Below are 25,724 nucleotides of genomic sequence, written 5' to 3' on the forward strand. Positions count from 1 at the left end.
TCAGTGATTCTCCGGCACGGCGGCGGCTTGGTGGGCGGCGCGCCCGCGCGGCCCGTGGAAGTATTCGCGGACCCAGGCGTCGTCGGTGGCGGCGACCCGTTCCAGGGTATCGACCACCAGGACCTTCTTCTGCGACAGCACGGCGACCCGGTCGCAGATGGTGTACAGGGTGTCCAGGTCATGGGTGACCAGGAACACCGTCAGGCCGAGGGCGTCGCGCAGGGTACGGATCAGGTTGTCGAAGGCCGCCGCGCCGATCGGGTCGAGGCCGGCGGTGGGCTCGTCGAGGAACAGGATGTCCGGGTCCAGCGCCAGGGCGCGGGCCAGGGCGGCGCGCTTGATCATGCCGCCGGAAAGCGAGGCCGGATACTTGTCGCCGGCGTTGGCCGGTAGCCCGGCCAGGGCCAGCTTGACCTGGGCCAGGTGCTCGGCGTCGGCGCGCGGCAGGCCGGCGTTCTCGATCAGCGGCAGGGCGACGTTCTCCACCACGGTAAGCGAGGAAAACAGCGCGCCCTGCTGGAACAGCACGCCGAAGCGCCGTTCGACCAGGGAGCGGCGCTCCTCCGGCAGTTGCAGCAGGTCTTCGCCGAACACCCGCACGCTGCCGGAGGTCGGCCGGCGCAGGCCGACGATACTGCGCAGCAGCACCGACTTGCCGGTGCCGGAGCCGCCGACCACGCCGAGGATCTCGCCGCGACGGACGTCGAGGTCGAGGTGCTCGTGGACCGCCTGGGCGCCGAAACGGTTACACAGGTCGCGGACCTGGATGATCGCCTGCGGGTTGTCCTGGCTCACCAGCCCATCTCCATGAAGAACAGCGCGGCGAGGGCGTCGAGCAGGATCACCACGAAGATCGAGTGGACCACGCTGGTGGTGGTGTGCTCGCCCACCGACTGGGCGCTGCCGCTGACCTTGAAGCCTTCCAGGCAGCCGATCACGGCGATCAGGAAGGCAAACAGCGGGGCCTTGCTGATACCGACCAGGAAATGCTGTACGCCGATTCCGTCCTCCATGATCGACAGGAACATCGCCGGCGGGATGTCCAGGGTCCAGGCGCAGACGGTCATGCCGCCGACGATGCCGCAGAGCATGCCGACGAAGGTCAGCATCGGCAGCGATACCAGCAGCGCCAGCACCCGCGGCAGCACCAGCAGCTCGATGGGGTTGAGGCCGAGGGCGCGGATCGCGTCGATCTCCTCGTTGGCCTTCATCGAACCGATCTGCGCGGTGAAGGCGCTGGCGGTGCGGCCGGCCATGAGGATCGCGGTGAGCAGCACGGCGAACTCGCGGAGGAAGGAGAACACCACCAGGTTGACCGTGTAGATGGTCGCGCCGAAGTTGGCCAGCACCGTGGCGCCGAGGAAGGCGATCACCGCGCCGACCAGGAAGGTCAGCAGGGCGATGATCGGCACCGCGTCCAGGCCGCTCTTCTCGATGTTCGCCACCAGCGGCGTGACCCGCCAACTGGCCGGGCGGACCAGGCTGCGGAGCAGGGTCTCCAGGGTCAGGCCGATGAAGCCGAGGAGTGCCTTGAGGTGCAGCCAGAAGGTCTCCATGGCACAGCCGATGCGAGCCAGCAGTTCGATGGCGGTGGTCGGCGGCTTGGGTTTTTCCGGTTCGCAGAAGTCGTGCAGGGCGTGGCCGACGGTCTTCAGCAGGGCCTGGCGCTCGCGCGGCAGGCCGGGCTCCAGCTCGGCGAGGTCGGCCAGCCGCTCGGCGCCGAGCAATTCGGCGAGCAGGGCGGCGCCGGCGGTATCCAGGGCGCCCAACTGGCTCAGGTCGAAGCTGGCGTTGGCCGCCACTTCGCTGCGCAGGCGCGTCACCTCGCGCTCCAGAGCCGTGTAGTGGGCGAGCGTCCAATCACCTATGGCTCTGACGCGGGCGGGCTGGGTGGAGCTATCCAGGCTCACGTGGCCGGGTTGCGGCTGTGTCGTCATGGTGCAGAAGCTTACACCGGCTTTTCAGTCCCTGAGTAGAGCCATTGCAGACAGGCCCGTGAGCGCTCAGTGGCGCCAGAACGCCGGGGTCAGCAGGACCAGCACGGTGATGATCTCCAGGCGGCCGAGCAGCATGCCGGCGGCCAGCAGCCACTTGGCGGCGTCCGGCAGGCTGGCGAAGTTGCCCGAGGGGCCGATGATGGGGCCCATCCCCGGGCCTACGCCGGCCACGGTGCTGGCGGCGCCGGTGAGGGCGGTCATCCAGTCCAGGCCGATCAGCGACAGGCAGAGGGCGAGCAGGCAGACGACGATGGCGAAGAAGAACGAGAAGGTCAGGATCGAGCGGACGATTTCCTCGTCCAGGCGATGGCCGTTGTAGTTCTGCTTGAGCACCGCGCGCGGGTGGATCAACTGGTAGAGGTTGGCCTTGAGCAGGGTGTAGGCGACCTGGAAGCGGAAGATCTTGATGCCGCCGGCGGTAGAGCCGGAGCAACCGCCGATGAAGCCGAGGTAGAAGAACAGCATGATCGAGAAGTGCCCCCACATGCTGTAGTCGCCGAGGGCGAAGCCGGTGGTGGTGACCACCGAGGTGACATTCACCGCGACGATGCGGAAGGCATCCATCCAGGGCAGCTTGGAGGTTACCGCGTACCAGGTGCCCATCAGCAGCCAGGTCACCAGCAGCAGGCCGAGCAGGCCGCGGACCTGCTGGTCCTTGATCAGCGCCTTGCGGTGTCCGCGCAGGGTGGCGACGTAGAGCGCGAACGGCAGGCTGCCGAGGATCATCACCACTACCGCGGTCCAGTGCACCGCCGGCTGCTTCCACTTGGCCAGGGATTGGTCGGAGGTGGAGAAACCGCCGGTGGAAATCGCCGACATGGCGTGGTTGACCGCGTCGAACGGGCTCATGCCGGCGCCCCAGAAGGCCAGGCTGCCGAGCAGGGTGATGCCGACATAGGTGGCGACGATGTACTTGGCGACCATGTGCGAGCGTGGCAGGACCTTTTCCGAGCGGTCCGAGGATTCGGTCTGGAACAGGCGCATGCCGCCGATCCGCAGCATCGGCAGGATCGCCACGGCCATGGCGATGAAGCCGATGCCGCCCAGCCAGTGCAGCAGCGAGCGCCAGATGAGGATGCCCGGGGACATGTCGTCCAGCCCGCTGAGCACGGTGGAGCCGGTGGCGGTGATCCCCGACATGCTTTCGAAGAAGGCATCGGTGTAGCTGATGTGCTGCTGCAGGACGAACGGCAGGGCGGCGAAGATGCATACCAGCACCCAGCTCGATACGGTGAGCATGTACATGTCCCGCGGGCGCAGGTGGACATGCTCGGGACGCCCCGGCAGGACCAGGCCGAGGCCGGTGACGAAGGTGGCGACGCTGGACCAGATGAACGCCTGGATGCCTTCGGTACGGTCGAAGGCGAGCATGGTCAGGATCGGGACCAGCATGCTGGCGGCCAGAGTGATCAGGAAGATGCCGATGATGAAACCGAGGATGCGTAGGGTCGGCAAGGCCATGGATCGTGGGGCTCTGGGCGGTGGCGGACCGGTCATTCTACCAGCCGTCCGCGGAGAGTAAATCTGCCGCTGCGCCCCTCTTCACAGCAGCCGCGAAATCGCTAGAATCTCGCTTCGCCCGCCGGCGCTCGCCGGTTTCTCTGGTGTTCTGCCAACCATGTCCACTGACAATCCGTGTCTTACCTGCGGCGCCTGCTGTGCGCATTTTCGTGTGTCTTTCTATTGGGGCGAGTGCCGTTCCGCAGGCGGCGTCGTACCCGACGAACTGACCGTCCGCATCAGCCCGCAGATGGTCGCCATGAGCGGTACCGAGAACAAGCCGGCGCGCTGCGTCGGGCTGCTCGGCGAGGTCGGTTGCGGTGTTCGCTGCACCGTCTACGAGCAGCGCTCGAGTACCTGCCGCGAGTTCGAGGCGGCCTGGGCCAACGGCCAGCCCAACCCGGCCTGCGATGCCGCGCGCGCCGCCTACGGCCTGCCACCGCTGACCCCGCCGCTGCAGCCGCACCTGGCGCCGGGACGGGTCGCCTGAGAGCGGGCGTGAGCCTGGCGATTGCGTCTACAATGGCGATTTCGTTTCTGACAGGAGTTCGCCCATGGAGGCTCTCGACGCCTTGCTCACTCGCGTTTCCCACGCCCGCCTGAGCGATCCCGCGCCCTCGCCGGAGCAGCTCGACCGGCTGTTCCGGGTCGCCTTGCGTGCCCCGGACCACGGGCAACTGCGGCCCTGGCGCTTCATCGTGGTAGAAGGCGAAGGCCGCCGGGCCCTGGGCGACCTCTACGCCCGCGCCCTGGCGAGCCGCCAGCCGGACGCCGCCGAGGAAGCGCTGGCCAAGGCCCGCAACATGCCGCTGCGGGCACCGCTGCTGGTCGTGGCGGTGGCCTGCCTGCAGGATCACCCGAAGGTGCCGCATGGCGAGCAACTGCTGGCCGCCGGCTGCGCTGCCCACGGCCTGGTGCTGGGCGCCTATGCCCAGGGACTGGGGGCGATGTGGCGGACCGGCGAGATGGCCACCGATCCGGTGGTGCACGCCGGCCTGGGGCTCGGCGAGCAGGAGCGGATCATCGGTTTCGTCTACCTGGGTACGCCGATGGGTGAGTTGCGCACGCCGGCGGAACTCGACCCGACGGCCTTCGTCAGCGCCTGGCCGGGCTGAGCGGCAACAGCAGGCGTACGCACCAATACGCGCCCTGGGCGTGCCAGAGCAGTCGTCCGCCCTGCCAGCCGGCCAGTCGTCGGGCGGCTTCCACGGCCGCCGGCAGCCAGCGCCGGCCTTCTTCCGCCTGGCCGAGGATGTCCAGGCGCAGCCGGCCGTGGCGCGCGTCCAGCGCCGGATTCAGCGTGATGCGCTGCCACGGGCGCGCCTGCGCGGCGCCGCCGAGCAGGCCGTAGAGCGCCTCGTGCAAGGCCGGGCGCCAGCTTTCCAGCGGCCAGGTGCCGCGCTCCGGCAGGCTCAGGTCGAGGCGCGCCCAGCGTTGCCGCAGTTGCTGGACGACCTGTCCCAGCTCGACCGCCAGGACCAGCGATTGCGGCTCGTCGCCGGGAAGTTCCGGCGGTGCGATGGCCTGGGCGAGCGGGCGTTCATCGAGGAACAACGAAGCGGGAAGAGTCATGCCGGATGCTCCAGGGGGAAGTGCCGCGCATCAGGGCGCGGCGTCATTCGGTCGCCTTGCGCCGTAGCGGCAGGCTGAGGGTGGCGATGAAGCCGCCGTCGGGATGGTTGCCCAGGCGCAGGTGCCCGCCGTGGCGCTCGATGGCGCGGCGGGCGATGGCCAGGCCCAGGCCGTGTCCCGGGCTGCTCTGGTTGGGTGCGCGGAAGAACGGTTCGCCCAACTGCTCCTGCAGTTCGACGGCGATGCCCGGCCCATGGTCGCGGACGCTCAGGCGCAGGTAGTCGCCGGCGCTGCTGGCGCGCACCTCCAGCGGTTGGCCGGCGGGGTTGAAGCGCACGGCGTTGCGCAGCAGGTTGTCCACCGCGCGCTCGAACATGTCCGGCCAGCCGTCGATGCTCAGGTCAGGCGCCACTTCCAGGCGGATATCCTGCTCCGGAGCCAGCAGCAGGGCGTCTTCGCGCAGCCGCTGGAGCAGCGGCAGCAGGGCGATCCGTTGGCTCGCGCCGGGTTCGGCGTCGAGCCGGGCGAGGGCGAGGATCTCGCCGATCAGCGCTTCCAGGCGGTCGCATTCCTGTTCCAGGCGCGGCCACATCTGCGCCCGCGCTTGCGGTTCGGCGCGTTCGGCCAGGGCCAGGGCGATGCGCAGGCGCGCCAACGGCGAGCGCAGTTCGTGGGACACGTCGCGGAGCAACTGTCGCTGGCTGCCGATCAGGCTTTGCAGGCGTTCGCCCATGCGGTTGAAATCGCGCGCCAGGGTGCCCAGTTCATCGCCGCGCCGCGCCAGGCGGGCCAGGCTGTCCTTCTGGTAGGCGGTCTGGCCGAGGTCGTGCACGGCGCGCCGCAGACGGTTCAGCGGACGGGTGATGGACAGCGTCAGCAGCAGGCTGAACAGGGTCAGCACCACCAGTGCGATGCCCAGCGCGCTGAGCGGCCAGAGCAGGCTGCCGCGGTGCCAGGCCTCCAGCTCCGGGTGCGGGATGCGGTAGATGAACAGATAGGTATGGTTGCTCTGCGGGCTGACGTATTCCTGGCTCAGTTGGCGCCAGGGGAAGCGCGGCAGGTTGCGGTCGCTGGTGCGCGGCGGGCGGTGGCGGGGGCGCGGCAGGTAGGTGCCGTCGACCAGGCGCTGGCCGCTTTCGTCGAGCACCTGGATGGAAATCCCGTAGTCGCGGCGGCGTTGCTCCAGCAAGCCCTGGGCCGCGTAGCTGCCCTGTTCTTCGTAGAGGGCGGTCCACTGCTCGGCGAGATCCTTCAGGCCGGGATGGCGGGCGATGATCCAGGTGTCCTGGTTCAGCGCGCGACCCAGCAGGATGGAAAGCCCGGCTACCAGCAGCAGGGCCAGCCAGAAGGCGGCGAGGATTCGCCAGAAGAGTGAACGCATGGTTTTCCTGTTGAATCGCATGTCGGGCCGGCCGCGTGGGTAAACCCCTAGGATATGCGATTCCGGCTGGTCGGAAGACCGCTACCGGAGGACCCGGTAGCGGTGGCTCGGACGTCAGTTGGACTTCTTGTCGGCCTTCCATTGCTGGAATTCGGCCCACTCTGCCTTGCGCTGCTCGCGCTTCTTCTGCAGTTCGTCGAACTTCTTCTGCTGCTCGGGGGTGAGCAGGGCGCGGATGTCCTTCTGGGTCTTCTCGTGGCTGGCCTTGAGTTCGTCCTTCAGGGCCTTCTGCTCGGCTGCCGGCAGCTTGGCCAGGTAGCGCTGGGTGATCTCGTGGCGGGCCTTCATCTGTTCGCCCATCAGTTTGCCCATCTGCTGGCGCTGTTCGCGGGTCAGGTTCAGTTCCTTCATCGGTCCGCCATGCCGGGGACCGTGCTGGCCCATCATGTGGCCGCCTTCCATCGGCGGGGGCGGCAGGTCGTTGGCGGCGGGCGCGGCCATGGCGAAGGTCGGCAGGGCGGCGGCGATGAACAGGGCGGTTAGCGTCTTGCGCATGGTGTTTCTCCTTTCTGGGTCCGGCCATTTACCGGATGAGCCCAGTCTAGGGAGGTCAAGGTCAAGCGCGGTCAGGCCTGGGTAAAGCTTGGGTAAAGACCTTGTGTCGGCGGGCTGACGAAACCCGCTCAGTGGCTGTAGTAGTAGCCGCGGCCGCGCAGGGCGAGGATGCGCGGGCTGCCGTCGGGGTGGCTGCCGAGCTTCTTGCGCAGGTTGCTGACGTGCATGTCCAGGCTGCGGTCGTAGAGGGTCAGCTTGCGGCCCAGCGCCAGTTGCGCCAGGGCCTGCTTGTCCAGCGGCTCGCCGGGCTGGCGCAGGAGCGCTTCGAGGATGCGGCTTTCAGAAAGGGTCAGGCTGATCTCCTGGCCGTCGATCTGCGCCACGCCGCGCGTCAGGTTCAGCGACAGGTCGCCCAGTTGCATCTGCGCGCTGGGCTGCGCCGGGTGGGTTCGCCGCAGCACGGCGCGCAGCCGTGCGGTGAGTTCGCGCGGGTCGCAGGGCTTGGCCAGGTAGTCGTCGGCGCCCAGTTCCAGACCGAGGATGCGGTCCAGCGGCTCGCCGCGGGCGGACAGCATCAGCACCGGCAGGTCGGGATGGTCGCCGCGCAGTTGCTTGAGCAGTTCCAGGCCGCTGCCGTCCGGCAGCATCACGTCGAGCACCACGGCATCCGGCGTCTGCTCGGCGAGGGCGCGACGGGCCTGGGCGCCGTCGTGGCTGGCACGCACGGAGAAACCTTCCTGGACCAGCCAGGTACCGAGCAGCTCGCAGAGCTCCCGGTCATCGTCGATCAACAGCAGTTCGCTCATCGGGTGTCGCTCAATTGATCCATTCGCGTCGCTGTCGCCGGCGGCCGCGGCTCAGGGCGCCGAGGACGAACGCGAGCAGGGCGGTGGCGGCGCCGGCGACATACCAGGTCTGCTCTTCTGTGAGCAGCGGCGGTTGCCGCTGCGCCTGGGCCGCCTGCAACTGCTCGCGCAACTGGCGGTTCTCCTGGCGCATACGACTGACCAGTTCGTCGCGCTGGCGTTCCGTTTCCACCAGGCGGCGCTCCAGTTCGGCGGTAGCCTGCGCAATGGAAGGCTGCGCGGCTGGAATCGGTGCTGGCGCGGGTTCCTCGGCCTGGGCCAGGGAAGCTCCCAGGCTCAGGCTCAGGCTCAGCAGCAGGCAATGGGCAGTGGATGGACGCATCATGACTCCTTGTACCGATGAAGCGACGGATTGCACTGTCTTCCGGTTCGCCCTTCCGGCTCGGCGAAAGCGCCGGGCCGGCCTGGTTGCGCTGCGGCGGGCACCGGAAAGCGGCGTCCGGTGCGAAAACGTTTGCCGGGAGGGCGACCGGGCCGGCCGCCGGTACCCGGCGACTGCCTCAGGGCAGGACTTTCTTGAACGGCTTGACCACCACCTCGGCATACACCCCGGCGGCCCGGTAGGGGTCGGCCTCGGCCCAGCTCTGCGCCGCGGCCAGGGAATCGAATTCGGCGACGATCAGGCTGCCGGTGAAGCCGGCGGCGCCCGGGTCGTTGCTGTCGATCGCCGGGTGCGGGCCGGCGAGTACCAGGCGGCCTTCTTCCTTCAGCTGTTCGAGGCGGGCCAGGTGGGCCGGGCGGCTGGCCAGGCGGCGTTCCTGGGAAGCGGGGATGTCACGGGCGATGATCGCGTAGAGCATGTCAGTCCTTGGGCTTTTCGCCGGTATCGGCGTCGTGCAGGTGGCGAGCCAGGAACAGGCCCTGGCCGATCAGGAACAGCAAGGTCATGCCGAGGCTGCCGAACACCTTGAAGTCCACCCAGAAGTTCGGATAGGTGAAGACCACGTACAGGTTGGCGAAGCCGCACACCAGGAAGAACACCACCCAGGCGATGTTCAGGCGCACCCAGAGGCCCTGCGGCAACTGGATGGCATGGCCCATGATGCGCTGGATCATCGGCTTGTCGCCGATGAAGTGACTGCCGGCGAAGGCCAGGGCGAACAGCCAGTTGACCAGCGGCGCCTTCCATTTGAGGAAGGTGTCCTCGTGGAAGGCCAGGGTCAGGCCGCCGAGGACCAGGCAGGCGCCGAGGGTGAACCACTGGCTCTTTTCCAGGTGGCGGTGCTTGAGCCAGAGGGCGCCGTAGACGATCACCGAGGCGAGGATCAGGGTCGCGGTCGCGCCGTAGATGCCACTCAGATTGAACCCGGCGAACTCGACGTTCTGAGGGTCTATCTTGTAGACGATGAAGAACAGGATCAGTGGGATGAAATCGATGAATTGCTTCATGGTGGCAGTCAGGACACGGTTGAAGCGGCATAATAGCAACCTCTGGATGTTCTGAAACAGTCATCCTGTCTTTCCGAATGCGTCAGGCCTGTGCCGCAGGCGCATTCGCCAGGTGGAGCAGGCTCCCCGGACCCATGAACGGTACGTCTCGATACCGCGAGGCAGCGAATCGGCGTTGCTTCATCACCATTCTTCATTGGAATCAGGATTCAGCCATGCGTGTCGATCTGCATTGCCACAGTACCGCCTCCGATGGCGTTCTCGCGCCCGCCGCCCTGGTGCAGCGGGCCCACGAGAAAGGCGTCGGGCTGCTGGCGCTGACCGACCACGACACCCTGGAAGGCCTGCCGGAAGCCCACCAGGCGGCCGCTCGACTCGGTATCGAACTGGTCAACGGCGTCGAGCTGTCCTGCACCTGGGGTGGCGCCACCATCCATGTGCTGGGCTACGGTTTCGACCTCGACGCCGCTCCCCTGCGCCAGGCCACCGAAGCCCTGCACCGCGGCCGCTGGGCGCGCGCCGAGGAAATCGACCGACGGCTGGCGGCCAAGGGTATGCCCGGGGCGCTGGAGGGCGCGCGGGCGATCCAGCGGGCCCTGGGCGACAGCGGCAACGCGCCGGCGCGGCCGCATTTCGCCGAGTTCCTGGTCCAGGGCGGCTGGGTCAAGGATCGCGCCGACGCGTTCCGCAAGTGGCTGGGGGCCGGCAAGCTGGGAGACGTCAAGCAGCACTGGCCGACCCTGGAGGAAGTGGTCGGCTGCCTGCGCGAGGCGCGCGCCTGGATCAGCCTGGCGCACCCGTACCATTATGATTTCACCCGGACCAAGCGCCGGCGCCTGGTCGCCGACTTTCTCCAGGCCGGCGGACACGCCATCGAGGTAGTCAATGGCGTGCAGCCGGCCGAACAGGTCGGTACCCTGTCGATCCTGGCCCGCGAGTTCGGCCTGATGGTCACCGCCGGCAGCGATTTCCACGCGCCGGGCGACTGGTCCGAACTGGGCATGTACCGGGCGGTTCCAGAGGACCTGCCGGCCATGTGGCCGCGTTTCGCCAGGCATTTTCGCGATACCGAACGTCATTCCGAAGCCAAGGGGGCCGAATGAGCCAGTTCTTCCAGATCCATCCGGAAAATCCCCAGCCGCGGCTGGTCAAGCAGGCGGTGGAAATCGTCCGCCAGGGTGGGGTGATCGTCTATCCCACCGACTCGTCCTATGCCCTGGGCTGCCGCATCGGCGAAAAGACCGCGGTGGATCGCATCCGCCGCATCCGCCAACTGGACGACAAGCACAACTTCACCCTGGTCTGCCGCGACCTTTCCGAGCTGGGCGTCTATGCCAAGGTCGACACCGGCCTGTTCCGCCTGCTCAAGGCGCACACCCCCGGTCCCTACACCTTCATCCTCAGCGCCACCCGCGAGGTGCCGCGCATGCTCCTGCACCCCAAGCGCCGCACCATTGGCCTGCGCGTGCCGAACTGTCCGATCGCCCGGGCGCTGCTGGAGGAACTGGGCGAACCGCTGATGAGCGTGAGCCTGATCATGCCCGGCAGCGGCGAGCCGCTGAACGATCCCTATGAAATGCGCCAGGTACTGGAACACCAGGTCGACCTGATCGTGGACGGGGGCTATGGCGGCGGCGAGGCCTCCACCGTGATCAGCCTGACCGACACCGATCCCGAAGTGATCCGCGTGGGTTGCGGCGATCCGGCGCCGTTCATGCAGCCGGCCTGAGCGCCGCCCGAATCCGCCCACCACGAGCCTACCGATGCAGGACGATAACCCGGTCAACGCCGCCCCCCCTCCAGCCGAACCCGCCGCCGAGCGGGTGCCGCTGCAACTGGCGCTGGTCTACGGCGAGGCGGTCACCGAGCTGCCGCAGGACCTCTATATCCCGCCGGACGCGCTGGAGGTCTTCCTCGAGGCCTTCGAGGGCCCGCTCGACCTGCTGCTGTACCTGATCCGCAAGCAGAACATCGACATCCTGGATATCCCGGTGGCGGAAATCACCCGCCAGTACATGGGCTATGTCGAGCTGATGAAGGCGGTGCGCCTGGAGCTGGCCGCCGAGTACCTGGTGATGGCGGCGATGCTGGCGGAGATCAAGTCGCGCATGTTGTTGCCGCGCTCGGCGGAAGCCGAGGAGGAAGAGGAAGATCCGCGGGCCGAGCTGATCCGCCGCCTGCAAGAGTACGAACGGTTCAAGAAGGCCGCCGAAGACCTCGACGAACTGCCCCGGGTCGGCCGCGACGTGCTGGTGCCGGCGGTGGCTGCTCCCGAGGCGCGGGCGCGCAAGCTGCTGCCGGAGCTGGCGCTGCAGGAGCTGATGCTGGTGATGGGCGAGATGCTGCGCCGCGCCGACCTGTTCGAGAGCCACCAGGTGACCCGCGAGGTACTGTCCACCCGCGAACGCATGAGCGAAGTGCTGGAGCGCCTGAAAGGCGGCGCCTTCGTGCCCTTCATCCAGTTGTTCACCCTGGAGGAGGGCAAGCTCGGCGTGGTGGTCACCTTCATGGCGATCCTCGAACTGGTCAAGGAGCAGATGGTGGAACTGGTGCAGAACGAGGCTTTCGGCGCCATCCATGTGCGCCTGCGGATAGCCCGCGAAGCGGAGGAAGGCGAAACCCTGGAGGAAGCCCTGGAGGACGATTTCGAGTGAGCGCGCCGCGCCGCTGGCCGTTCGTCCTCCTGCGGACGGTCGCCTTTTCCGAGCTTCCGGCTTCGCTCCCTGCCGTGGCCTGTTAAGCTGCATGCCCGACTCCGCTATCTTTCCCTCTTCCTGGCTCCGGTATCCGTTGCGACGATGAACCTGTCCGATCCCCACGAACTCGCCACCCTGCTCGAAGGCATCCTCCTCGCGGCCGGCAAGCCGCTGTCGCTGGAACGCCTGGCCGAGCTGTTCGACGAGGCAGAGCGGCCGGAGCCGGGGCAGTTCCGCGACGCCCTGGCGATCCTGGCACTGTCCTGCGCAGGGCGCTCCTTCGAGCTGAAGGAAGTCGCGTCCGGGTATCGCCTGCAGATTCGCGAGCGTTTCTCGCCGTGGGTCGGCCGCCTCTGGGAGGAGCGTCCGCAGCGCTATTCGCGCGCGCTCCTGGAAACCCTGGTGCTGATCGCCTACCGCCAGCCGATCACCCGTGGCGAGATCGAGGAGATCCGCGGCGTGGCGGTGAACACCCAGATCGTCAAGACGCTGATGGAGCGGGAGTGGATCCGCATCGTTGGCTACCGCGAGGTGCCGGGGCGCCCGGCGATGCTGGCGACCACCAAGGCGTTCCTCGATTATTTCAACCTGAAGAGCCTCGACGAGCTGCCGCCGCTGTCGGCGCTGCGCGAGATGGAGCCCGAGCCGGAACCGCCGGTCGAAGTGGCGCCCGCGGCGCAGCCGCCGCGCGACGATCTCGACGAGGATGCGATTCCCGCCTCGATCCAGGCCCTGGCCGATCGCGCCATCGCCGAGGCCGGGGAAAGCCTCGAGGAGATCGAGGGCGAGGCCGGCGAGCCGGAGAAACCGCGCGAGGAAACCAGCTTCCGCAGCCTGCTGCTGGAACTGGACGAGATGGAGCAGGGCCTGAAGACCGACTTCGACGACCTGCTCGACCCTCCGGAGCCCTCGGAGCAGGGCGACGAGTCCGCCGAGCCAGCGGCTGGGCCGATTCCCGTGGCCGCGGAGCGCGCCGTCGAGCCTGCCGTCGCGGAGGCTGTCGCGGGCGCCGATCCCGATGACGAAGAGCGCGCCCTGGCGGAGGCCATGCGCGAGGAGCGCGAGGCACTGGACGCCGACGACGACTGGCCGCGCCGCTGACCGTCGTTCCACCCTGTAGAATTCATCCGGCCGCGCCGGCGAGGCCGGCCCGCTCCGTTTCATCGACCCTGGAACTCCCCATGAAAGAGACCCTGAACGAACTGATCACCCTCATCAGCACCGGCTGCATGGGCGACGAGGAGATCCGGCGGATCGCCGACGAGGCGGCCCAGGCCTACGCCGATCCGGCAGGGTTCCTCGCCGCCAACCCGGACATCAACTACGACGACAGCTTCCCGATCCCGCTCGGCGAGTGGGTGGTGGTCGGTAGCCTGCCGGATATCGTGCTGTTCCAGGCCGATACCTATGCCGAGCTGTTCGCCCGGATCGTCGCCTCCTTCGGCAAGGACGTGGCGTTCAACATCAAGCCGAAGCAGTTGCTCAAGACCGAGCCGCTGGTCGCCCTCAACCGTATCCAGGTGCAACTGAGCAGCATGTATCCGGAAAAGGGCGGCTACGTGCTGGTGGATTTCAGCGAGCCGCTGGACGACGAGTTGCAGGCGGTGCTGGTCTATACCCAGGACCTGCCGCGGGTCATGGCGCTCTGCGTCGAGGCCGGCATCTATGCCGCGCCTGCCTACGAAAGCCTGCGCGACGCCGAGGCCGAGTGACCGCGGGCCGCTCGATCGGCCCGATAGTCATTCCCTCCTGGACGCCGGCCCACCGCCTGTCGTGAAGTGACGGGCGAGGACCGGTTGCGGTCCGCGCCGAAAAAGGGGGAACGCTTGAAAAGTCCTTGCATCAATATCTGTGAGTTCGATGCCGACGTGTGCCGTGGCTGCGGGCGTACGCGCCAGGAAATCCGCGCCTGGAAGCGCGCGGACAAGGCCGAGCAGCGACTGATCCTCGCCGAGGCCGACCTGCGCCTGCTGGCGTTGCAGGCGCGCGGTCGGCGCAAGTTCCGCTGAGGCGCGTCAGTCGCGGGCGGCGGCCAACGCCAGGGCGCTGTCCAGCATGCGGTTGGAGAAGCCCCATTCGTTGTCGTACCAGGCCATCGCCTTGACCAGCCGGCCGCTGACCTTGGTGTGGTTGGCGTCGAAGATCGACGAGCGCGGGTCGTGATTGAAATCCACCGACACCAGCGGCTGGGTGTTGTAGCCGAGCACCGGAGAGCCCTCGCTGGCCTCGCGCAGCAGGCGGTTGACCTCGTCTACGCTGGTATCCCGGGCCACCTGCACGGTGAGATCGACCAGCGACACGTTGATCACCGGCACCCGCACCGCCAGCCCGGTAAGCTTGCCGGCGAGTTCCGGCAGGACCTGGCCGACCGCCTCGGCGGCGCCGGTCTTGGTGGGGATCATCGACTGGGTCGCCGAACGTGCGCGGTACAGGTCCGGGTGGTACACGTCGGAGAGGTTCTGGTCGTTGGTGTAGGCATGGATGGTGGTCATCAGGCCGTGCTCGATGCCCAGCTCGCGATGCAGCACCTGGGCCACCGGTGCCAGGCAGTTGGTGGTGCAGGAGGCGTTCGAGACGATCCGATGGGAGGCGCGCAGCACCTCGTGGTTGACGCCGTAGACCACGGTGGCGTCGACGTCCTTGCCGGGCGCCGAGATCAGCACCTTGCCGGCGCCGGCCTGCAGGTGGGCGGCGGCTTTGTCGCGGCTGGTGAAGAGCCCCGTGCACTCGAGCACGATGTCCACGCCGAGGCTCTTCCAGGGCAGTTCCGCCGGGTTGCGGATGGCGCTGACGGCGATGCGGTCGCCCATCACCCGCAGGCTCTCGGCATCGTGCTCGACCTCGCCGGGAAAGCGTCCATGGACGCTGTCGTACTGGAACAGATGGGCGTTGACCGCGGCGTCGCCGAGGTCATTGATCGCCACTACCTGCAACTGTTCGCGGTAGTGGCCGGTATACAGGGCGCGAAGAACGTTTCGGCCGATGCGACCGAAGCCGTTGATGGCCAGGCGGATAGTCATAATGAGGTCGTCTCTTTTCTATTGTTGTGGTAAAAACCATTACATTTCGTCCAGAAAGAAAAGTAAACATCCTTCAACCGATGATTATGTTGTAAAAACAACAATTGATAGTCTGTAGGAGAATCTGCCATGCACCCTCGTGTGCTCGAAGTCACCCGCCGCATCCAGGCCCGTAGCGCGGCCACTCGCCAGCGCTACCTAGAGATGGTCCGGGCGGCGGCCAGCAAGGGGCCGCACCGCGGCACCCTGCCGTGCGGCAACCTCGCCCACGGGGTCGCGGCCTGTGGCGAAAGCGACAAGCAGACCCTGCGGCTGATGAACCAGGCCAACGTGGCCATCGTTTCCGCCTACAACGACATGCTCTCGGCGCACCAGCCGTTCGAGCGCTTTCCGGGGCTGATCAAGCAGGCGCTGCACGAGATCGGTTCGGTCGGCCAGTTCGCCGGCGGCGTGCCGGCCATGTGCGACGGGGTGACCCAGGGCGAGCCGGGCATGGAACTGTCGCTGGCCAGCCGCGACGTGATCGCCATGTCCACCGCCATCGCGCTGTCTCACAACATGTTCGATGCGGCGCTGTGCCTGGGCGTCTGCGACAAGATCGTGCCGGGCCTGCTGATCGGCTCGCTGCGCTTCGGCCACCTGCCCACCGTGTTCGTCCCGGCCGGGCCGATGCCGACCGGCATCTCCAACAAGGAAAAGGCCGCGGTGCGCCAACTGTTCGCCGAGGGCAAGGCCACTCGCGAAGAGCTGCTGGCCTCGGAAATGGCCTCCTACCATGCACCCGGCACCTGCACCTTCTATGGCACCGCCAATACCAACCAGTTGCTGGTGGAGGTGATGGGCCTGCACTTGCCCGGTGCCTCCTTCGTCAACCCGAACACCCCGCTGCGCGACGAACTCACCCGCGAAGCGGCACGCCAGGCCAGCCGGCTGACCCCCGAGAACGGCAACTACGTACCGATGGCGGAGATCGTCGACGAGAAGGCCATCGTCAACTCGGTGGTGGCGTTGCTCGCCACCGGCGGCTCGACCAACCACACCCTGCACCTGCTGGCGATCGCCCAGGCGGCGGGCATCCAGTTGACCTGGCAGGACATGTCCGAGCTGTCCCATGTGGTGCCGACCCTGGCGCGCATCTATCCGAACGGCCAGGCCGACATCAACCACTTCCAGGCGGCCGGCGGCATGTCCTTCCTGATCCGCCAACTGCTCGACGGCGGGCTGCTTCACGAGGACGTACAGACCGTCGCCGGCCCCGGCCTGCGCCGCTACACCCGCGAGCCGTTCCTCGAGGATGGCCGGCTGGTCTGGCGCGAAGGGCCGGAACGGAGTCTCGACGAAGCCATCCTGCGTCCGCTGGACAAGCCGTTCTCCGCCGAAGGCGGCTTGCGCCTGATGGAGGGCAACCTCGGTCGCGGCGTGATGAAGGTCTCGGCGGTGGCGCCGGAACACCAGGTGGTCGAGGCGCCGGTACGGATCTTCCACGACCAGGCCAGCCTGGCCGCGGCCTTCAAGGCCGGCGAGCTGGAGCGCGACCTGGTCGCCGTGGTGCGTTTCCAGGGCCCGCGGGCGAACGGCATGCCGGAGCTGCACAAGCTCACCCCGTTCCTCGGGGTCCTGCAGGATCGTGGCTTCAAGGTGGCGCTGGTCACCGACGGGCGCATGTCCGGGGCGTCGGGCAAGGTGCCCGCGGCCATCCATGTGAGTCCGGAAGCCATCGCCGGTGGTCCCCTGGCGCGCCTGCGCGACGGCGACCGGGTACGGGTGGATGGGGTGAACGGCGAGTTGCGGGTGCTGGTCGACGACGCCGAATGGCAGGCGCGCAGCCTGGAGCCGGCGCCGCAGGACGGCAATCTCGGTTGCGGCCGCGAGCTGTTCGCCTTCATGCGCAACGCCATGAGCAGCGCGGAAGAGGGCGCCTGCAGCTTTACCGAGAGCCTCAACGGCTGGCGCTGATTCTGATAGGTCGATGTCCGCCGGCGCTTGGCTGGCGGCTGTCTCTCCGGCAACATCTGCCGACCGTCCCGCCCTGGCGCGGGGCATTGCGGTTCAACGACGATGAATAACGACAACAAGAGAAGCGCCGGCGGCCTCGGCCTGGTCGGCGATATCGGCGGCACCAATGCGCGTTTCGCGCTCTGGCGCGGGCAGCGCCTGGAATCCATTGAGGTGCTCGCCTGCGCCGACTACCCGCGGCCTGAACTGGCCGTGCGCGACTACCTGGCGCGGATCGGCGAATCGGTGGCGAACATCGACTCGGTCTGCCTGGCCTGCGCCGGTCCGGTCGGGGCGGCCGATTTCCGTTTCACCAACAACCACTGGGTGATCAATCGCGCCGCGTTCCGCGAGGAGCTGGGGCTGGATCACCTGCTGCTGGTCAACGACTTCAGCACCATGGCCTGGGCCGCCTCGCGGCTGGGCGCGGACGAGCTGGTGCAGGTCCGCGCCGGCAGCGCCCAGGCGGATCGCGCCCGGCTGATCATCGGTCCCGGCACCGGCCTTGGCGTCGGCAGCCTGCTGCCGCTGGGCGGGGGACGTTGGGAAGTGCTGCCCTGCGAGGGCGGGCATGTCGACCTGCCGGTCACTTCGCCGCGCGACTTCGCGCTCTGGCAGGGCCTGCAGGCGCGCTACGGACATGTCTCCGCCGAGCGCGCACTGTCCGGCAACGGCCTGCTCGCCCTCTATGAAATCAGCTGTGCCCTGGACGGGGTCGCCGTACGCGCGAGCAGTGCGGCGGAAGTCGGTGCCCTGGCCATGGCCGGCGACGCCCAGGCGGACGCCGTGCTGGAGCACTTCTTCCTGTGGCTGGCGCGGGTCGCCGGCAACGCGGTGCTCACCGTCGGCGCGCTCGGTGGCGTCTACATTACCGGCGGCATCGTCCCGCGTTTCCTCGAGCGTTTCATCGCCAGCGGCTTCGCCGAGGCCTTCGCCAGGCGTGGCAAGACCAGCGGCGCTTACCTGCAGGACGTACCGGTGTGGGTCATGACCGCCGAACATCCGGGCCTGCTCGGCGCCGGGGTCGCCCTGCAGCAGGCCCTGGACGCCGAGGGCTGAGTCGGCGTCGAGCAACCGCATAAGGAGGAGCCTCGTGAGCGCGAACGGACGATCGATCCTGCTGGTGGACGATGACCAGGAGATCCGCGAATTGCTGGAGACCTACCTGAGCCGCGCCGGCTTCCAGGTCCGCAGCGTTTCGCGGGGCGCCGACTTCCGCCAGGCGCTGTGCGAGGAGGAGGCGAGCCTGGCGATCCTCGACGTGATGCTGCCGGACGAGGACGGCTTCAGCCTCTGTCGCTGGATTCGCTCCCACCAGCGCCTGGCCTGCATGCCGATCATCATGCTCACCGCCAGTTCCGACGAGGCCGACCGGGTGATCGGCCTGGAACTGGGCGCCGACGACTACCTGGGCAAGCCGTTCAGCCCGCGCGAGCTGCTGGCGCGGATCAAGGCCCTGCTGCGCCGCGCGCAGTTCACCCAGGTGCGCGGTGGCGACGTACTGGCCTTCGAGGACTGGCGACTGGATACGGTCAGCCACCGGCTGTTCCACGAGGACGGCGAGGAGTTCTTCCTCAGCGGCGCGGATTTCGCCCTGCTCAAGCTGTTCCTCGACCATCCGCAGCAGATCCTCGACCGCGACACCATCGCCAACGCCACCCGCGGCCGCGAGGTGCTGCCGCTGGAGCGCATCGTCGACATGGCGGTCAGCCGCCTGCGCCAGCGCCTGCGCGACACCGGCAAGGCGCCGCGGCTGATCCAGACCGTGCGCGGCAGTGGCTACCTGCTGGCGGCGCAGGTGCGGCCGCACCTGCAGCCATGAGCGAACGGCGGCGCTGGTCGCCGGTGCCGCGCTCGCTGCTCGGGCGCATGCTGCTCCTGACCCTGCTCGCGGTGCTGGTCGCGCAAGGGCTTTCCAGCCTGTTCTGGCTGTCGCACCTGCGCTCCAGCCAGCGCGAGGGCCTGCTCACCAGCTCGCGCAGCCTGGCCTACTCGATGGCGGCCAGCGTCAGCTACTTCCGTTCCCTGCCGCTCGGCTACCGTCCGCTGGTGCTCGACCAGTTGCGCAGCATGGGCGGTACGCGCTTCTTCGTCTCGCTGAACGACCGGCCGCTGGAGATGCGTGCCCTGCCGGACACGCCGAACAAGCAGGCGGTGCTGGAGATCGTCCAGGACGTGTTGCATCAACGCCTGGGCAAGGAGGTCGAGCTGCAGGTCGAATTCGTCAGTCCCGACGAGCTGCGCCTGTTCAACGGCGCGCTGAAACTCGACGAGCTGCCGCGTTCCTGGGCGCACTACGCGCTGACCCTGGAGCCGGTGAACCCGCCGGTGCTGGTGACCCAGATCCGCATCGGCGACAGCGAGTGGCTGTACATCGCCAGCCTGATGCCGGCGCCGTACGTCAGCCTGGAACCCGAGGGACTGCAACCGCAGCAGGTGCTCTCGATCGTTTTCACCAGCCTGTTGCTGCTGCTTTTCACCGGCTTGCTGATGCATTGGCAGAGCCGTCCGCTCAAGCGCCTGGCGCGCGCCGCCCGCGACCTGGCCCTGGGCAGTCCGTCGGCAGCGCTGGAGGAACGCGGCGCCAGCGAACTGGTGGAGGTGGCGCGCGCCTTCAACACCATGCACGAGCGCATCGACCGCTACCTGAACGAGCGCGGGCAGTTGTTCAGCGCCATCTCCCATGACTTGCGTACGCCGATCACCCGCCTGCGCCTGCGAGTAGAACTCCTCGAGGACGAGCGCTTGCAGGAGAAGTTCGGGCGCGACCTGGACGAGCTGGAACTGCTGGTGAAGGGCGCGCTGCAGTGCGTGAAGGACACCGATATCCACGAGAACGTCGAGCCGGTCGACCTTAACCTGTTGCTCCAGCACATCGCCGAGCCCTACCTGGCCGATGGCCGGGTGGAGGTCGTCGGTCGCGCCGCGGAGCCTTATCCGGGCAAGCCCCTGGCGCTCAAGCGCTGTATCGGCAACCTGCTGGACAATGCGCTGAAATACGGCGAACGCGCCCGCCTGAGCCTGGAGGACGGGCCGGAAGCGGTGGTGCTGCACGTCGACGACGACGGCCCCGGCGTGCCCGAGCAGCGCCTGGAACAGATCTTCGAGCCGCGCTTCCGCCTGTCTCCGCGAGGGCAGGGCTACGGGCTGGGCCTGGGCATCGCGCGCAACATTGCGCACACCCATGGCGGCGAAGTCAGTTTGCAGAACCGTCGCGAGGGCGGCCTGCGGGTCAGCCTGCGCTTGCCGCGCCTGGGGCTGGAGTGATGGGCTGGCCTGCCGGGCCCTTGAACGAGGCAGGTAGGCACGAGGTTCTCCCGTGTTCTGCGGCAGCCGCAGACAGAGGCGGAGCGGGCGCTATGGCAGTGTTTGCGCGGGCATCGATTACTCCGGCTGAAGTTTCGTCGGCAGAAGATTCTCGGGCGTACATCGTCGATTTCGTCTGTCATGAGCGGATGCTGGTGATCGAACTGGATGGCGGGCAGCATGTGGGTTCTCCGGCCGATACCTGGCTGGAGAGCCGGGGTCCAGGGTACTGCGGTTCTGGAACGACAACGTGCTGGCGCGCAGGGAGGTGGTGCTGGAGGTCATTCTCGTGTTGTAGGAGGTTTCTGTCGCGAAACCGCCTTGCCGAGTTCAAGTCCAGATTTTCCTGCTCTGCCTCAATCCCAATGTAACCACTCCGTGACAAACCCGGATCGCTTCGTTACCCGCGACGCGGAACGCTTGAATAGACTCGAAGCATTGCAAGCGCAGACTTGCTCCGAATAACAAGAAGAAGGTTTTCCTCATGAATGCGATCCGTCGCCTCTCTGCCGTCATCTGTCTTTCCTCCCTCTGTCTCTCCCCGCTGCTGGCTCAGGCCGGCGAAGTCGAAGTGCTGCACTGGTGGACCTCCGCCGGCGAGAAGCGCGCCGCCGAAACCCTGAAGAAGCTGGTCGAAGCCAAGGGCCACACCTGGAAGGACTTCGCCGTGGCCGGCGGTGGCGGCGAGGCGGCGATGACCGTGCTGAAGACCCGCGCGGTGTCCGGCAATCCGCCGGCCGCGGCGCAGATCAAGGGGCCGGATATCCAGGAGTGGGGCGAACTGGGCCTGCTCGCCGACCTCAACGCGGTGGCCGCCGAAGGCAAGTGGGACAGCCTGCTGCCGAAGCAGGTGGCGCAGATCATGAAGTACGACGGCGACTACGTAGCAGTGCCGATCAACGTACACCGGGTCAACTGGCTCTACATCAACCCGGAAGTGTTCAAGAAGGCCGGCGCCACCCCGCCGACCACCCTCGACGAACTGTTCGTCGCCGCCGACAAGCTCAAGGCTGCCGGTTTCACGCCGCTGGCCCATGGCAGCCAACCGTGGCAGGACGGCACCGTGTTCGAGAACCTGGTGCTGAGCAAGATGGGCCCGGAAGGCTATCGCAAGGCCTTCGTCGAACAGGACAAGGCGACCCTCACCGGAGCGCAGATGGTCGAGGTGTTCGCCGCGCTGAAGAAGCTCCGCGGCTACGTCGATGCCGACGCCGCCGGTCGCGAATGGAGCGCCGCCACGGCGATGGTGATCAACGGCAAGGCCGGGATGCAGATCATGGGCGACTGGGCGAAGAGCGAATTCACCGCCGCCGGCAAGGTGCCGGGCAAGGACTACCAGTGCCTGCCGTTCCCCGGCACGCAGAAGGCCTTCGACTACAACATCGACTCGCTGGTGATGTTCAAGCTGAGCAACGCGGAGAACCGCAAGGCCCAGGAAGACCTGGCGCGCAGCGTGCTCGATCCGTCCTTCCAGAAGGACTTCAACCTCAACAAGGGCTCCATCCCGGTTCGCCTGGACGCCGACATGGCGCCGTTCGACAGTTGCGCCCAGCAGTCGATGAAGGACTTCAAGCAGGCTTCCCAGGACGGCAACCTGGTGCCGAGCATGGCCCACAGCATGGCCGCTTCCAGCTACGTGCAGGGGGCGATCTTCGACGTGGTGACCAACTTCTTCAACGACCCCGCCGCGGACCCGCAGAAGGCCGCCCAGCAACTGGCGGCCGCCATCGAGGCGGCGGCGCAGTAAGTCCCTGGCGCGGAGCCCGGCCTGGGCTCCGCTCGATCCTCCCGACTGGCTCCGTGCCGCCGAGCGGCACGGGTGGGTTCCTTCGCACGCGAGAAAACGCATGGCGACCAATTCCCCTGTCTATCCCACGGCTCCGGTAGCGCCTCGTCGCGTCTCGCCGCTCGATCGCCTGCAAGGCTGGCTGCCGAAGCTGGTGCTGGCGCCAAGCGTGGTCGTGGTGCTGTTCTGCATGTATGGCTACATCGGCTGGACGCTGCTGCTGTCCTTCACCAACTCGCGCTTCATGCCCAGCTACAAGTGGGCCGGGCTGAGCCAGTACCAGCGCCTGTGGGACAACGACCGCTGGTGGGTGGCGAGCAAGAACCTGCTGCTCTTCGGCGGCTCGTTCATCGCCATCTGTCTGGTGCTCGGGGTGTTCCTCGCGGTGCTGCTGGACCAGCGTATCCGCCGCGAAGGCTTCATCCGCACCCTCTACCTGTATCCCATGGCGTTGTCGATGATCGTCACCGGCACCGCCTGGAAGTGGCTGCTCAATCCAGGCCTGGGCCTGGACAAGCTGCTCCGCGACTGGGGCTGGGAAGGTTTCCGCTTCGACTGGCTGGTGGACCCGGAGCGGGTCGTCTACTGCCTGGTGATCGCCGCTGTGTGGCAGGCCTCCGGCTTCGTCATGGCGCTGTTCCTCGCCGGCCTGCGCGGGGTCGACCCGGCCATCGTGCGCGCCGCCCAGGTCGACGGTGCGAGCCTGCCGACCATCTACCTGCGCATCGTCCTGCCGAGCCTGCGCCCGGTGTTTTTCAGCGCGCTGATGATCCTCGCCCATATCGCGATCAAGAGCTTCGACCTGGTAGCGGCGATGACCGCCGGCGGGCCGGGTTATTCCTCCGACCTGCCGGCGATGTTCATGTATGCGCATACCTTCACCCGTGGCCAGATGGGGCTCGGCGCGGCGAGCGCGATGCTGATGCTCGGCGCGGTGCTGGCGATCGTGGTGCCTTACCTGTATTCCGAACTGCGAGGCAAGCGCCATGCGTGACGCGTCCCTGAACCCGAGCTTCAGCGTCAGCCGCCTGGCCGTGCATCTGACCCTCTGGGGCGCCTGCGCGCTTTACCTGGTGCCGCTGCTGGTGATGCTGCTGACCAGCTTCAAGACGCCAGACGACATCCGCACCGGCAACCTGCTGTCGCTGCCCGACACCTTCACCGTCATCGGCTGGCTCAAGGCCTGGGACAGCGTCGGCGCGTTCTTCTGGAACTCGGTGCTGATCACCGTGCCCGGCGTGCTGATCTCCACCTTCATCGGCGCGTTGAACGGCTACGTGCTGTCGATGTGGCGCTTCCGCGGTTCCCAGCTGTTCTTCGGCGCGCTGTTGTTCGGCTGCTTCCTGCCGTTCCAGGTGATCCTCCTGCCGATGTCCTTCACCCTCGGCAAGCTCGGCCTGGCCAATACCACCAGTGGCCTGGTGCTGGTCCACGTGATCTACGGCCTGGCCTTCACCACGCTGTTCTTCCGCAACTATTTCGTGGCGATCCCGGATGCCCTGGTCAAGGCCGCGCGCCTGGACGGCGCCGGTTTCTTCACCATCTTCCTGCGCATCCTGCTGCCGATGTCCACGCCCATCGTGATGGTCTGCCTGATCTGGCAGTTCACCCAGATCTGGAACGACTTCCTGTTCGGCGTGGTGTTCGCCAGCGGCGATTCGCAACCGATCACCGTGGCCCTGAACAACCTGGTGAACATCACCACCGGGGTCAAGGAATACAACGTCGACATGGCCGCGGCGATGATCGCCGCGCTGCCCACGCTGGTGGTCTACGTACTGGCCGGCAAGTACTTCGTGCGCGGCCTCACCGCCGGCGCCGTGAAAGGCTGAGACGGGTCGCTGACCTCGGAGACGAACGAAACATGGCAACCCTCGAACTGCGCAACCTGCACAAGAGCTACGGCAGCGGCCTGGCCGATACCCTCAGGGACATCCGACTGAAGATCGACTCCGGCGAATTCCTGATCCTCGTCGGGCCCTCGGGCTGCGGCAAGTCGACCCTGATGAACTGCATCGCCGGGCTGGAGAGCATCACCGGCGGTGCGATCCTGGTGGACGGCCAGGACATCAGCGGCATGAGCCCCAAGGACCGCGACATCGCCATGGTCTTCCAGTCCTACGCCCTGTACCCGACCATGAGCGTGCGCGAGAACATCGCCTTCGGCCTGAAGATCCGCAAGATGCCCCAGGCCGCCATCGACGAGGAGGTGGCGCGGGTGGCCAGGCTGTTGCAGATCGAGCATCTGCTCGAACGCAAGCCGTCGCAGCTCTCCGGCGGCCAGCAGCAGCGGGTGGCCATGGGCCGGGCGCTGGCGCGGCGGCCCAAGGTCTACCTGTTCGACGAGCCGCTGTCCAACCTCGATGCCAAGCTGCGGGTGGAAATGCGCACCGAGCTGAAGCTGATGCACCAGCGGCTGAAGACCACGACCGTGTATGTCACCCACGACCAGATCGAGGCCATGACCCTCGGCGACAAGGTGGCGGTGATGAAGGACGGCGTCATCCAGCAGTTCGGCACGCCGCAGCAGATCTACAACGACCCGGCCAACCTGTTCGTCGCCAGCTTCATCGGTTCGCCGCCGATGAATTTCATTCCGTTGCGCCTGCAGCGCCGGGACGGACGCTGGACCGGCCTGCTCGATAGCGGCCAGGACCGTATCGAACTGCCGCTGAGCCTGGAGCCTGGCCTGGAGGAGGGGGGCGAGCTGATCCTCGGCGTACGGCCCGAGCAGATCGCCCTGGGCGATGGCAGCGCTGCCCATGACCTGCGTACCGAGGTCGAGGTGCTCGAACCGACCGGGCCGGACACCCTGGTCTTCGTCACCGTCAACCAGGTCAAGGTCTGTTGCCGCCTGGCGCCGGACGTCGCGCCGGCCGCGGGCAGCGGCATGAGCCTGCGCTTCGATCCCGCGCGGGTCCTGCTGTTCGACGCGCAGAGCGGCGAGCGCGTGGCCGTGCGCACGGCGGGCGTGGCGGCGGAGAAGGTCACCGCCTTGAACGGCAATCGCCAGAAGAACTCCTGAATCCTTTCGTACTGCCTAGACCACAACCACGAGGACGCTGGAAATGTACAAGAACAAGAAAACCAGACCGGCCGCCAGGACCGTTGGCTGCCTGTTTGCCCTTGGAGCGCTGGGCTTGGGGAGCGCGGCGCACGCCGCCGAGGCGTTCTCCCCGAACTCGAAATGGATGCTCGGCGATTGGGGCGGCAAGCGCACCGAGCTGCTGGAGAAGGGCTACGACTTCAAGCTGGAGTACGTTGGCGAGGCGGCGGCCAACCTCGACGGCGGCTATGACGACGACAAGACCGGGCGCTACACCGACCAGTTCGCCCTGGGCGTGCACATGGACCTGGAGAAGATCCTCGGCTGGAAGGCCACCGAGTTCCAGTTCACCGTCACCGAGCGCAACGGCAAGAACCTTTCCAACGACCGCATCGGCGACCCGCGTGCCGGGCACATCAGCTCGGTGCAGGAGGTCTGGGGCCGCGGGCAGACCTGGCGGCTGACCCAGCTGTGGCTCAAGCAGCAGTACTTCGACGGCGCGCTGGACGTGAAATTCGGCCGTTTCGGCGAGGGCGAGGACTTCAACAGCTTCCCCTGCGATTTCCAGAACCTGGCCTTCTGCGGCTCGCAGGTGGGCAACTGGGCGGGGAGCAT

At 67.3% G+C, this 25,724-nt stretch carries 27 protein-coding genes and 2 pseudogenes; 18 read left to right on the top strand and 11 right to left on the bottom strand.

Going from position 1 to position 25,724, the window contains the following annotated elements:
* The 3 genes from AC4OR5_RS15235 to AC4OR5_RS15245 all read right to left on the bottom strand — a co-directional run bounded on the left by AC4OR5_RS15235 (position 1) and on the right by AC4OR5_RS15245 (position 3,458).
* The gene (locus AC4OR5_RS15235; protein ID WP_003091499.1) at positions 1-795 is read right to left on the bottom strand and encodes an ABC transporter ATP-binding protein; all 795 of its coding nucleotides are present in this window, start codon (positions 793-795) and stop codon (positions 1-3) included.
* On the bottom strand, positions 792-1,937 hold the full coding sequence (locus tag AC4OR5_RS15240) for an MlaE family ABC transporter permease (RefSeq protein ID WP_023096529.1): 1,146 nt from the start codon (positions 1,935-1,937) through the stop codon (positions 792-794). Before AC4OR5_RS15240 ends, AC4OR5_RS15235 begins: the two co-directional genes overlap by 4 nt.
* A gap of 66 nt (positions 1,938-2,003) precedes the next feature.
* Complete coding sequence (locus AC4OR5_RS15245; protein WP_003091497.1) at positions 2,004-3,458, bottom strand: TrkH family potassium uptake protein; 1,455 nt, start codon at positions 3,456-3,458, stop codon at positions 2,004-2,006.
* Between the two features lie 157 nt (positions 3,459-3,615).
* Between AC4OR5_RS15245 and AC4OR5_RS15250 the strand changes: the two genes are divergently transcribed.
* Both AC4OR5_RS15250 and AC4OR5_RS15255 read left to right on the top strand, forming a co-directional pair.
* A complete protein-coding gene (locus tag AC4OR5_RS15250) occupies positions 3,616-3,987 on the top strand; it encodes a YkgJ family cysteine cluster protein (protein WP_003114826.1) in 372 nt (123 codons plus the stop codon).
* A gap of 64 nt (positions 3,988-4,051) precedes the next feature.
* Positions 4,052-4,612: a nitroreductase family protein gene (locus AC4OR5_RS15255; RefSeq protein WP_003109199.1), complete on the top strand. Its 561-nt coding sequence runs from the start codon at positions 4,052-4,054 to the stop codon at positions 4,610-4,612.
* Here the strand turns inward: AC4OR5_RS15255 and AC4OR5_RS15260 are convergent.
* From AC4OR5_RS15260 to AC4OR5_RS15290, 7 genes are all read right to left on the bottom strand, one after another.
* Complete coding sequence (locus tag AC4OR5_RS15260) at positions 4,593-5,069, bottom strand: hypothetical protein (RefSeq protein WP_003138434.1); 477 nt, start codon at positions 5,067-5,069, stop codon at positions 4,593-4,595. The two genes, AC4OR5_RS15255 and AC4OR5_RS15260, sit on opposite strands and share 20 nt — an antisense overlap.
* A 43-nt stretch (positions 5,070-5,112) precedes the next feature.
* Complete coding sequence (locus AC4OR5_RS15265; protein WP_003091493.1) at positions 5,113-6,450, bottom strand: sensor histidine kinase; 1,338 nt, start codon at positions 6,448-6,450, stop codon at positions 5,113-5,115.
* Between the two features lie 114 nt (positions 6,451-6,564).
* The gene (locus tag AC4OR5_RS15270) at positions 6,565-7,005 is read right to left on the bottom strand and encodes a Spy/CpxP family protein refolding chaperone (protein WP_003091492.1); all 441 of its coding nucleotides are present in this window, start codon (positions 7,003-7,005) and stop codon (positions 6,565-6,567) included.
* A 128-nt stretch (positions 7,006-7,133) separates the two neighbouring features.
* Entirely contained in the window at positions 7,134-7,811 is a 678-nt protein-coding gene (locus AC4OR5_RS15275) for a response regulator transcription factor (RefSeq protein ID WP_003091491.1), read from the bottom strand.
* 10 nt (positions 7,812-7,821) lie between these two features.
* The gene (locus AC4OR5_RS15280; RefSeq protein WP_058160246.1) at positions 7,822-8,196 is read right to left on the bottom strand and encodes a hypothetical protein; all 375 of its coding nucleotides are present in this window, start codon (positions 8,194-8,196) and stop codon (positions 7,822-7,824) included.
* A gap of 175 nt (positions 8,197-8,371) precedes the next feature.
* Positions 8,372-8,671, bottom strand: coding sequence for a YciI family protein (locus AC4OR5_RS15285; protein WP_003091489.1), 300 nt, complete (start codon positions 8,669-8,671; stop codon positions 8,372-8,374).
* Position 8,672: 1 nt separating this feature from the next.
* Entirely contained in the window at positions 8,673-9,260 is a 588-nt protein-coding gene (locus tag AC4OR5_RS15290) for a septation protein A (protein WP_003091488.1), read from the bottom strand.
* A gap of 215 nt (positions 9,261-9,475) precedes the next feature.
* Here AC4OR5_RS15290 and AC4OR5_RS15295 point away from each other — a divergent pair, with 215 nt between their 5' ends.
* From AC4OR5_RS15295 to AC4OR5_RS15320, 6 genes are all read left to right on the top strand, one after another.
* On the top strand, positions 9,476-10,363 hold the full coding sequence (locus AC4OR5_RS15295; protein ID WP_003091487.1) for a PHP domain-containing protein: 888 nt from the start codon (positions 9,476-9,478) through the stop codon (positions 10,361-10,363).
* Positions 10,360-10,989: an L-threonylcarbamoyladenylate synthase gene (locus AC4OR5_RS15300; RefSeq protein ID WP_003091486.1), complete on the top strand. Its 630-nt coding sequence runs from the start codon at positions 10,360-10,362 to the stop codon at positions 10,987-10,989. Before AC4OR5_RS15295 ends, AC4OR5_RS15300 begins: the two co-directional genes overlap by 4 nt.
* A gap of 34 nt (positions 10,990-11,023) precedes the next feature.
* On the top strand, positions 11,024-11,914 hold the full coding sequence (locus AC4OR5_RS15305) for a segregation and condensation protein A (RefSeq protein ID WP_023111535.1): 891 nt from the start codon (positions 11,024-11,026) through the stop codon (positions 11,912-11,914).
* A 144-nt stretch (positions 11,915-12,058) separates the two neighbouring features.
* On the top strand, positions 12,059-13,057 hold the full coding sequence (gene scpB / locus AC4OR5_RS15310) for an SMC-Scp complex subunit ScpB (protein ID WP_058152172.1): 999 nt from the start codon (positions 12,059-12,061) through the stop codon (positions 13,055-13,057).
* 80 nt (positions 13,058-13,137) lie between these two features.
* Positions 13,138-13,668: a hypothetical protein gene (locus tag AC4OR5_RS15315; protein ID WP_058160245.1), complete on the top strand. Its 531-nt coding sequence runs from the start codon at positions 13,138-13,140 to the stop codon at positions 13,666-13,668.
* A 114-nt stretch (positions 13,669-13,782) separates the two neighbouring features.
* Positions 13,783-13,965: a DUF1289 domain-containing protein gene (locus AC4OR5_RS15320; protein WP_003091481.1), complete on the top strand. Its 183-nt coding sequence runs from the start codon at positions 13,783-13,785 to the stop codon at positions 13,963-13,965.
* A 6-nt stretch (positions 13,966-13,971) separates the two neighbouring features.
* On the opposite strand, the gene gap is transcribed toward AC4OR5_RS15320, so the two are convergent.
* Complete coding sequence (gene gap / locus AC4OR5_RS15325) at positions 13,972-14,976, bottom strand: type I glyceraldehyde-3-phosphate dehydrogenase (RefSeq protein ID WP_003111068.1); 1,005 nt, start codon at positions 14,974-14,976, stop codon at positions 13,972-13,974.
* Between the two features lie 129 nt (positions 14,977-15,105).
* On the opposite strand from gap, the gene edd reads away from it, so the two are divergent.
* The 10 genes and pseudogenes from edd to oprB all read left to right on the top strand — a co-directional run.
* Positions 15,106-16,932, top strand: a complete 1,827-nt coding sequence (gene edd / locus AC4OR5_RS15330; RefSeq protein ID WP_003091478.1) for a phosphogluconate dehydratase — start codon at positions 15,106-15,108, stop codon at positions 16,930-16,932.
* Between the two features lie 102 nt (positions 16,933-17,034).
* Positions 17,035-18,030 (top strand): glucokinase, encoded by a 996-nt coding sequence (locus AC4OR5_RS15335; RefSeq protein WP_003091477.1) that lies wholly within the window; start codon positions 17,035-17,037, stop codon positions 18,028-18,030.
* Between the two features lie 34 nt (positions 18,031-18,064).
* The gene (gene gltR / locus AC4OR5_RS15340; protein ID WP_003091475.1) at positions 18,065-18,793 is read left to right on the top strand and encodes a two-component system response regulator GltR; all 729 of its coding nucleotides are present in this window, start codon (positions 18,065-18,067) and stop codon (positions 18,791-18,793) included.
* 23 nt (positions 18,794-18,816) lie between these two features.
* Positions 18,817-20,238 (top strand): two-component system sensor histidine kinase GtrS, encoded by a 1,422-nt coding sequence (gene gtrS / locus AC4OR5_RS15345; RefSeq protein WP_003130488.1) that lies wholly within the window; start codon positions 18,817-18,819, stop codon positions 20,236-20,238.
* Between the two features lie 57 nt (positions 20,239-20,295).
* Positions 20,296-20,648, top strand: a pseudogene (locus tag AC4OR5_RS15350) (endonuclease domain-containing protein).
* Positions 20,649-20,761: 113 nt separating this feature from the next.
* Complete coding sequence (locus AC4OR5_RS15355; protein ID WP_003091472.1) at positions 20,762-22,024, top strand: ABC transporter substrate-binding protein; 1,263 nt, start codon at positions 20,762-20,764, stop codon at positions 22,022-22,024.
* Between the two features lie 100 nt (positions 22,025-22,124).
* A complete protein-coding gene (locus AC4OR5_RS15360; RefSeq protein ID WP_003091471.1) occupies positions 22,125-23,057 on the top strand; it encodes a carbohydrate ABC transporter permease in 933 nt (310 codons plus the stop codon).
* Positions 23,050-23,895 carry a carbohydrate ABC transporter permease gene (locus AC4OR5_RS15365; protein WP_003091470.1) on the top strand — a complete coding sequence of 282 codons (846 nt, stop codon included), beginning with the start codon at positions 23,050-23,052 and terminating at the stop codon, positions 23,893-23,895. The genes AC4OR5_RS15360 and AC4OR5_RS15365 overlap by 8 nt, the downstream gene beginning before the upstream one ends.
* A 32-nt stretch (positions 23,896-23,927) precedes the next feature.
* A complete protein-coding gene (locus AC4OR5_RS15370; RefSeq protein ID WP_019485242.1) occupies positions 23,928-25,088 on the top strand; it encodes an ABC transporter ATP-binding protein in 1,161 nt (386 codons plus the stop codon).
* Between the two features lie 43 nt (positions 25,089-25,131).
* Positions 25,132-25,724, top strand: a pseudogene (gene oprB / locus AC4OR5_RS15375) (carbohydrate porin OprB); the annotation flags it as partial.

The organism is Pseudomonas sp. YA1, from assembly GCF_058680555.1.